The following is an 8,658-nucleotide window of genomic DNA, read 5'->3' as shown; positions in this document are numbered from 1 at the left end:
GCGCGCGCGACGCGGTCAGCGCGCGATCAGTGCGCGGTCGCGCCGAGCGCGTCGGCCGCCGACGCGAGCTCGGCGACCGGCGCGGCGTCGACGCCGGCGGCGAGCAGCCGCGCGGTCACCTGCGCGTACCAGCGCAGCCGCGCCTCGCGCCCCTCGCTGACGCGCTGCCACACCGACTCGGGGAACGACGTGCGGCGCAGGTCGGCGAGCAGCGCGCTCGCCTCGTGCACCTCGTGCGCGGCGGCCACCCACCGCGCGGCGTCGGGGCCCGCCGCCAGCCGGTCGAGCAGGTCGCCCTTCTGCTCCTCGTGCGACAGCTCGACGCCGTCGTCGTCGACGCGGCGCGGCACCGCGGCCAGCAGCACGTCGACCGTCGGCGCGCCGAACTTGTCGGCCAGCCGCTCGTGCACCGCGTCGGCGCTCAGCCCGTCGCGCAGGTAGTCCTCGACCGTCTGCCGCAGGATCCCGGCGACCACGGTGGGCTCGTCCTGCGCGTAGCGCGTGAGCATCACGGCGAGGTTCGCCGGCGCCGTGAAGTACGGGCTGCGCGTCCCCTTCCGCACCTCGCGGTCGTGGTGCTTGTCCGCGAAGGCGAGGGCGTGGTGGATGCGGTCCGAGTATCCGGTCATGGGGCGGATGGAGCGGGAGTCGTGACGGCGGGAGTCTTCACTGCGGGAGTCGTGACGGCGACGCCTTTACGCGGGGGCGACTCCCGCCGTGGCGACTCCCGCGGTCGCGACTCCCGCCGGTGCGGAGCCGAACCACGCGAGGATCCGCTCGAGCCCCACCCGATCCTCCTCGTCGAACGCGCCCGTCGTCGTGGCGTCCACGTCGAACACGGCCAGCAGCGCGCCGTCGGCGTCGAACACCGGGACCACGATCTCGCTCGCCGAGCGGTCGTCGCAGGCGATGTGGCCGGGGAAGGCGTGCACGTCCTCGACCACCACCGTGCGCCCCTCGGCGGCCGCGGTGCCGCAGACGCCGCGCCCGAACGGGATCTCGAGGCAGCCGAGCGTCCCCTGGTACGGGCCGACGCGGAGCAGGCGCCCGGGCTCGACCACGCGGTAGAAGCCGGTCCAGAGGTGGCCGAACGCGTGGTGCACGAGGCAGCTGACCGTCGCCATCGCGGTCACGCGGTCGTCGACGCCGGCGAGGACGGCGCGGACGTGCTCGTTCAACTGCGCGTAGGCCTCGGCTTTCGGGAGCGCGCGGAGATCCAGAGTGATTTCGGACATTCTCGGGGGACTGCGGGAGTCGTCACTGCGGGAGTCTTCACAGCGGGAGTCGTGACAGCGCACTGCGCAGTATCGACTCCCGCAGTAGTGACTCCCGTAGTGACGACTCCCGCCGTTCAGATTCTGATCTGCTGCACGAGGATCAAGTCGAGCACGAGGAGCGCGGCGCCCTGGATCACGATGCCGAGCCCCGCCCCCACCCCGCCGAGCCGCCGGCCGAGGGCCCAGGCCGAGAGGGCGAGCGTCGCGCCGACTCCGACGTACCCCGCGTCGAGCCCCAGGTTGAGCCAGAGGAAGCGGTCGAGCGACTGGGCGGCGGCGTGGTCGCGCAGGGCGAGGCGCGGCCAGGCCCAGGCGACGATCGCCAGGTCGATCGCGCCCCAGGCGGCGGTCTGGACGGCGAAGTGGCGCGGGAGCGGGGAGCCGGCGGCGCGCCCGCGGAGCGCGAGCAGGGCGAGCACCAGCGACCCGACCAGCACCGACGCGCCGCCCCACAGCGCGAGGCGCAGCAGGTGGGCGCGCTCGAGGGCGAGCAGCGTGTCGGACCACACGGACGGACGGGGCGGAGGGACGGGGACCGGGCAGTCTAACGACCCGGCCCGGCCGATGGTTCAGCCCCGGACGTCGGCGGGCGCGGGCGGCGCGGGCGGGGGCGGCAGCGTCCCCGGCGCGGCGGGCGGCGGGGCGTCGGCCAGCACCGGGCGCTCGGGGCGATCCGGCCGGTCGTGCCGCTCCGCGCGGTCGGCGGCGGGGCGGTCGGGGGCGCGCGGGCGGGCGCGCGGCACCGTGAACACGAACCGGCTCCCGTGCCCGGGGACGCTGGTGGCCGACACGTCGCCGCCGAGCAGGCGGGCGAGGCGGCGCGACACGGTGAGCCCGAGCCCGCTCCCGCCCGCCGTGCGCGTCTTGCGCTGCTCCACCTGCCAGAACGGGTCGAAGACGCGCTCCAGGTGCTGCGGCGCGATCCCGACGCCGGTGTCGGTGACGACGAAGCGCACCGCGTGCGGGTCGGCGGCGACGTCGAGGCGCACCTGCCCGCGGGCGGTGAACTTGACCGCGTTGCCGAGCAGGTTGATGAGGATCTGCCGCGTCTTGTCGACGTCCGTCTCGACCTCGAGCGCGCCGGCGTCGCCGCCGGTGACCTGGAGGACGAAGTCGAGCGACTTCTCGCGCGCCAGCGGCTCGATGAGCGACGCCGCCTCGCGCGCCAGCGCGACCGCGTCGGCGGGGACGGCGTGCACCAGCTCGCGCCCGGCCTCCATGCGCGAGAAGAGCAGGATCTGCTCGATGAGGCCGAGCAGGTGGCGCGTGGCGAGCTTGATGCGGTCGAGGTACTGCACGCCCTCGGGGCTCTGCGACCCGGCGACGCCGAGGTGCAGCAGGTCGACGTAGCCGAGCACCGCGTTGAGCGGGGTGCGCAGCTCGTGCGACATGACGGCGAGGAAGTCGCTCTTGGCGCGGTTGGCGATGACGGCGCGCTCGTAGTGGAGCGCGTTGTCGACCGCGAGCGCGGCGCGCCCCGCCAGCTCGAGGGCGAGCGCGAGGTCGGCGTCGCCGTACGGCTGGCCGGCGCGCCCGAGCAGCACGACGCCGAAGGTGTGGCCGCGCGCCGCCAGCGGGACGAGCAGCGCCGACGGGAGGCCGAGGGCGCGCAGCAGGATCGCGCGCGCGCCGGCGTCGGCCGGGTCGCCGTCGACGCGGTCGGCGCGCGCGGCGTCGCGCACCGTGCCGCCGGGGTGGCGCTCGACCAGGGCGGCGGCGGCGCGCGCGGCCGGCGAGTCGTGCTCCAGGCGCAGCGACTGCACGCGGCGCGACAGCCGCGGCTCGACCGCCTCCGCCTCGGCGACGCGCAGCCGCGCGCCGGCCGACGCGCGCAGCGGGCGCAGCTCGGGGACCACCTGCGACTCCTCGGTCGCGTCGAGGGCGGGGCCGGCGAAGACGACGCAGGCGTCGGCGGCGCGCCCGACGAGGAAGGTCGCGAAGCGGCGCAGCGTCTCCTCGGAGTCGAGCGCGCCGGCGAGGCGGCTCCCCGCCTCGGCGAGCATCGTGAGGGCGTCCTCGCTGCGCCGCCGCTCGGTGACGTCGAGCATCGAGCCGATCATGCGCACCGGGAGCCCGCGCTCGTCGTGCGCCACGTAGGCGCGGTCGAACACGGTCGCCCAGGTGCCGTCGCCGCGGCGCAGCCGGTACTCGTCGCTCCAGTGCTCGCCGTCGCCGTCGATGATCGCGCGCAGCCCGGCGACGACGCGCGGCCGGTCGTCCGGGTGCAGCTGCGCGAACCACCACGCCGCCGACGCCTGCACGCCGGCCGGGTGGCGGCGGAAGAGCCCCGCCGCCGCGTCGCTCCACCGCAGCACGCCGGTGGCGAGGTCCCAGTCCCACAGCACGTCGCTGGTGGCGCGGGCGGCGAGGCGGTAGCGCTCCTCGCTCACGCGCAGCGCCCCCTCGACGCGGCGGAGGCGGAGCAGCGCGCGCACGGTGGCGATCAGCTCCTCCTCGTCCACCGGCTGCGTGAGGTAGCCGTCGGCGCCGCCGTCGAGCCCCGACGCGCGCTCGTGCGCGGTGGTGGCGTGCGCCGACAGGTGGAGCACCGGCACCTGCGCCGTGGACGGCTCGGCGCGCAGGCGGCGGCAGACCTCGAAGCCGCTCATGTCGGGGAGGCGGACGTCGAGCACGACGAGGTCGACCCCCGCCGCGCGCCCGAGCCCCTCCTGCCCGGTGCGCGCCTCGAGCACCTCGAAGCCGGCGCGGCGCAGCCAGCGCGTGGCGACGTAGCGCTTCGGGTCGCTGTCGTCGACCACCAGCACGAGCGGCGCGCGCTCCGCGCCGCCGGCGCGCGGGCGCGCCGGGTCGACCCCCGCCTGCGGGTCCCGCCCGTCGCTCACCGGGCCGCCGTCTCCGCCTCGGCCGCCGCGCCGCGCGCGCCGTTGCCGTTGCCGTTGCCGTTGCCGTTGCCGCTGGCCCCGGGGGCCGCGTGCGCCGCCACGGCGTGCTGCAGCGCGTCGCGGATGCGCGTCAGCGCGACCTCGCGCGACAGCCGCTCCTTGGACATCAGCGCCGTCGCCTCGTTGGCCAGCCGCTGCCGCTCCGCCTCCTCCAGCTGGCGCGAGGTGCTGACGATGACCGGGATGCCCCGCGTGTCCGGCTCGAGCTTGAGCTGGTCGAGCACGTCGAACGCGGTGCAGCTGCCGAGCACGAAGTCGAGGATGATGACGTCGGGGTGGTGCTCGCGCGCCGCCTGCACCCCCTCGGGGCCGTCGGCCGCTTCGAGCACGCGGTACGGCGACTCCTCGAGCAGCCGGCGCACCAGGTAGCGCGACACGTCGTCGTCGTCGATCACCAGGACCGTACGCACGGGGCGCTCGGCGCGCTGCGCGGCCAGCGACTGCAGCTTGCGCAGCAGCCACTGCTGCTCGACCGGCTTCACGAAGAACTCGCTGGCGCCGAGCGCGCGCGCCTTGCGCTCGCGGTCGAGGACCGTGACGACGAGGGTGGGGACGTCGCAGGTGCGCGGGTCGCGCTTGAGCTCCTCGAGGAACTGCCAGCTCGTCTCGCCGTCGAGCATCACGTCGAGCACGATGGCGGCGGGCGTCACGTGCCGCACCGCCTCGCGCGCCTCGGCGACGCTGCGCGCCGGGATGACGCGGAAGCCCGAGCCGGCGAGGTAGCGCTCGTAGATGAACATCTCCTGCGGGTCGTCCTCGAGCACCAGCACCGGCGCCTCGTCGGGCGACAGGCGGGCGCCGCGCTCGCGCATCGCCGTGAGCTGCGCGACGTCGGGGTGCAGCGCCGGGACGACGAGCGACGCCGTCGTGCCGACGCCCGGCGCGCTCTCCAGCCCCGCCTCGCCGCCGAGCACCGCGGCCAGCTTGCGCACCAGCGCGAGGCCCAGCCCCGAGCCCTTGTGCTTGCGGTGCAGCGGCGTGTCGAGCTGCGTGAACTCGTCCCACACCAGCGGCATGTCCTGCGGCGCGATGCCGATGCCGGTGTCGCGCACCTCGAGGCGCAGCTCGTCGCCGTCGAGCGCGGCGCGCACGACGACCTCGCCCCGCTCGGTGAACTTGAGGGCGTTCGTGGCGAAGTTGCGCAGCACCTGCGCGATCTTCCCCTCGTCGCTCTCGATGACGCGCCCGCCCGTCTCGTCCTCGAAGCGCAGCTCGACCGTCCCCTCGGGCGCCAGCGGGCGGAGCTGCCCGCGCAGCAGCGCGAACAGCGCGTCGACGGTGAACGGCGCGGGGCGCAGCCGCAGCTTGCCGGCGTCGATGCGCGACAGGTCGAGCAGGTCGTTCACCAGCTCCAGCATCTCCTCGGCGGAGCGGCGGATGAACGAGACCTGGCGCTCCTGCTCGGGCGTCAGCGCGCCGTCGATCCCGCTGGCGAGCAGCTTGGCGAGGCCGAGGATCGAGGAGAGGGGCGCGCGCAGCTCGTGCCCCATGTCGGCGACGAGGCGGCCGCGCGACTCGGTGGCCAGCTTCAGCGAGTCGGCCGACTCGGCCAGCTCGTCGTAGAGCGCGCGGATGCCGCGCCCGGCGTTGTCGAGGTCCGTGCCGAGGCGCGAGATCTCGGCGCGCCCGGCGAGGATCTCGCGCGCCTGGCGCGTGCTCTCGCGCTGGAGGCGGGAGAGCTCCTCCATCGTCTCGCCCATCGCGTCGAGCTGCCGCGACACGTCGCTCGGCGAGAGGGTGGCGAGGAGCGCGACGTCGCCGTCGCCGGCCGGCGCGGCGGCGAAGCGCACCGCCTGCGGCTCCCCCTGCGCGTCGCGCAGCTGCAGCTCCCAGTCGCGCACGACGCCGCCGGCGCCGTCGTCGAGGAGGCGGCGCGCCTTGCCCTCGGAGCCCGGGACGACGGCGTCGTACAGCCGCCCCCCCTCGGCGAGGCCGAAGTGGCGCGACGCGCGGGCGTCGGCCCACCGCACGGTGCCGTCGGGGGCGCAGCGCAGCGCGGCCTCGCGGCTCAGCGAGTGGAGGACGTCGGGGAAGGCGGTCACGCGGGCACGCGGGGCACGGGTCAGGCGGCGGCGGAGAGGTCGGGGTCGGCGATCGGCGGGCGCGGGAGCCCGAGCCGCTCGCACACGAGCGCGACGAGCCCCGGGGCGTCGAGCCCGTGCTGCAGCACGTCGGCGGGGACGTCGCACGCGGGGGCCGCGTCGGCGTCGTCGAAGGCGGCGCCGCCGGCGAGCACCGGGAAGTCGGCGCCGAGCGTCTGGCGGACGGCGCGCACCGCCTCGACGAGCCCCGGGGTGCAGAGCCCCGTGGCGGCCGAGAGGACGAGCAGGTCGGGGCGGGTGGCGAGGGCGTGGGCCACCAGGTCGCGCACGGGGACGTCGGCGCCGAGGTAGTGGACCGAGAAGCCCGCGGCCTCGAGGAAGTCGCTGGCGATGCGGGCGCCCATCTCGTGCCGCTCGCCGGGGGCGCAGGCGACCAGCAGGCGGCGCCCGAGCGGGGCCCGCACCGGGAGGAAGCGGTACAGGTGCGCGACGACGAGCTGCGAGATCGCGGTGGCGGCGTGCTCCTGCGCCACGTGGATGACGTTCTGCTGCCACAGCCGCCCGATCTCCTGCTGGGCGGGGGTGATGACGTGCAGGTGCAGCGTGGGGACCGTGTGGCCCGCGCTCAGCCCCTCCTCGTCGATCAGCCGCAGCGCCTCCCGCCGGTCGCCGCGCAGCTGGGCGGCCAGGTAGCGCCGCCGCAGCCCGTCGAGCCCCGGCTGGGGCGCGCGCGGCGTGGCGTCGGGCGGGGCGGCGTCTGTCACTGAGGCACTCGGGGAATCGGAGGGGCGGCCGGAAACGTACCCCCGGGACGGGGGGCGGCCAAGACATACGTTTCAACACGGAGCCGCTCGTACGCCGTTCCCGCGGCCGCGTTCGGCAGAGCCCGACGCGCGGCGGATCGAGGGGCGGACGCAGAACCCTGCCTCACGTGCAAGAAGGATGCGGGCGACGCGCCGGCGCGCATCGTGCCCGGTCCGCACCGCCATGCGTGACCGCCTCGTCACCCGCGACGCCTTCGGGCTCTACCTCCCCGACGCCGACCTGCACCTCGACGCGCGCCGCGCGCCCGGCACGGTGTTCGTGTCGCACGCCCACGGCGACCACTGCTCCGACGCCGCGCGCATCCTGTGCACGCCCGAGACGGCGGCGCTGCACGCGGCGCGGCGCGGCGACCGCGAGGCGGTGACGCTCCCCTTCGGCGCGCCGGCCCGCGTCGGCGACGCGTCGGTCACGCTCACGCCGGCCGGGCACGCCCTCGGCTCGGCGATGCTGGTGGCGGAGTCGGCGCGCGGGCGCGCGGCGTACACGGGCGACTACAAGCTGCGCGGCAACCCGTTCTCGCCGCCGGTCGAGATCCCGCGCGTCGACGCGCTGGTGATGGAGTGCACGTTCGGCGAGCCGCGCTACGTCTTCCCGCCCGAGGAGGAGCTGGTCGCGCGCCTGCTGGCGTTCGTCGACGAGACGCGCCGCGCGGGGGCGACGCCGGTGGTGCTGGCGTACGCGCTCGGCAAGGGGCAGGAGGCGCTCTGGCACCTGACGCGCGCCGGGTACGACGTGGTGCTGCACGGCGCGATCGCCAACCTCACCGCGCTGCACGAGCGGCTGGGGCACGCGTTCCCCGGCCCGGGGACGTGGGGGCGCTACGAGAAGGGGAAGGTCGGCGACCGCGTGCTGCTCACGACGCCGCAGACGCGCAAGACGGCGATGGTGCAGAAGCTCCCGGCGAAGCGCGTGTGCTACCTCACGGGGTGGGCGCTGCACCCGGGGGCGTGGAACATCTACAAGGACTGCGACCTCGTGCTGCCGCTGTCGGACCACGCGGACTACGCGGAGCTGGTGCGCACGGCGACCGAGAGCGGCGCGTCGAAGGTCTACACCGTGCACGGGCCGGCGACGTTCGCCGAGCGGCTGCGGGCGATGGGGATCGACGCCGAGCACCTGATGGAGCACCCGAACGAGGCCGAGCCCGAGCCCGACGAGGGGCCGGCGCCCGCGACGGATCAACTGGGGTTCACCTTCTAGGACGCTGCGGGCTGCGGGCTGCGGATTCACCGGCCCGCAGCCCGCAGCGTCCGCCGCGAGGGACATGCTTTCCGACGAGACGTTCGCCCGATGGTGTGAAGTCGCCGACCGGATCCGCGCGACGACGAAGCGGCTGGAGAAGGCGGCGGCGCTGGTGGCGTACCTGCCGACGCTCGGCGACGACGCGCTGGCGGTGGCGGCGCGGTTCTTCTCCGGGCTCGTGTTCCCGCGCCACGACCAGCGCACGACCAGCGTCGGGGGCGCGACGGTGTACGAGGCGCTGGCGCGCGCGACGGAGCTGGACCGCGACGCGGTGCGCGCGCGGTCGCTGGCGATGGGCGACCTCGGCGACGCGGCGCGCGCGCTGCTCGGCGAGCGCGGCCCGCCGCCGGCGCCGAGCGGGCGCACGCT

The 8,658-nt window shown here is 76.1% G+C and carries 7 protein-coding genes and 1 pseudogene; 2 read left to right on the top strand and 6 right to left on the bottom strand.

The features are described from left to right. Positions 1 to 26: 26 nt before the first annotated feature. From PYV61_RS16025 to PYV61_RS16000, 6 genes are all read right to left on the bottom strand, one after another. Positions 27 to 629, bottom strand: coding sequence for an HD domain-containing protein (locus tag PYV61_RS16025; protein WP_275833379.1), 603 nt, complete (start codon positions 627 to 629; stop codon positions 27 to 29). A 66-nt stretch (positions 630 to 695) separates the two neighbouring features. After that, on the bottom strand, positions 696 to 1,235 hold the full coding sequence (locus tag PYV61_RS16020) for a GAF domain-containing protein (protein WP_275833376.1): 540 nt from the start codon (positions 1,233 to 1,235) through the stop codon (positions 696 to 698). Between the two features lie 116 nt (positions 1,236 to 1,351). Further along, the gene (locus PYV61_RS16015; RefSeq protein WP_275833373.1) at positions 1,352 to 1,786 is read right to left on the bottom strand and encodes a hypothetical protein; all 435 of its coding nucleotides are present in this window, start codon (positions 1,784 to 1,786) and stop codon (positions 1,352 to 1,354) included. 60 nt (positions 1,787 to 1,846) lie between these two features. After that, positions 1,847 to 4,120 carry an ATP-binding protein gene (locus PYV61_RS16010; RefSeq protein WP_275833370.1) on the bottom strand — a complete coding sequence of 758 codons (2,274 nt, stop codon included), beginning with the start codon at positions 4,118 to 4,120 and terminating at the stop codon, positions 1,847 to 1,849. After that, on the bottom strand, positions 4,117 to 6,222 hold the full coding sequence (locus tag PYV61_RS16005; RefSeq protein WP_275833368.1) for a hybrid sensor histidine kinase/response regulator: 2,106 nt from the start codon (positions 6,220 to 6,222) through the stop codon (positions 4,117 to 4,119). The genes PYV61_RS16010 and PYV61_RS16005 overlap by 4 nt, the downstream gene beginning before the upstream one ends. Positions 6,223 to 6,242: 20 nt before the next feature. Next, a complete protein-coding gene (locus PYV61_RS16000; protein ID WP_275833366.1) occupies positions 6,243 to 6,986 on the bottom strand; it encodes a cobalamin-dependent protein in 744 nt (247 codons plus the stop codon). Positions 6,987 to 7,209: 223 nt separating this feature from the next. Here PYV61_RS16000 and PYV61_RS15995 point away from each other — a divergent pair, with 223 nt between their 5' ends. Together PYV61_RS15995 and PYV61_RS15990 are read left to right on the top strand one after the other, a co-directional pair. Further along, complete coding sequence (locus tag PYV61_RS15995; RefSeq protein WP_275833364.1) at positions 7,210 to 8,247, top strand: MBL fold metallo-hydrolase; 1,038 nt, start codon at positions 7,210 to 7,212, stop codon at positions 8,245 to 8,247. Between the two features lie 64 nt (positions 8,248 to 8,311). Next, positions 8,312 to 8,658, top strand: a pseudogene (locus PYV61_RS15990) (hypothetical protein); the annotation flags it as partial.

It is taken from the genome of Roseisolibacter sp. H3M3-2 (assembly GCF_029211165.1).
GTDB lineage: Bacteria > Gemmatimonadota > Gemmatimonadetes > Gemmatimonadales > Gemmatimonadaceae > Roseisolibacter.
The sequence above is the reverse complement of the archived record's forward strand: the minus strand, read 5'-3'. Positions and strand labels throughout refer to the sequence as shown.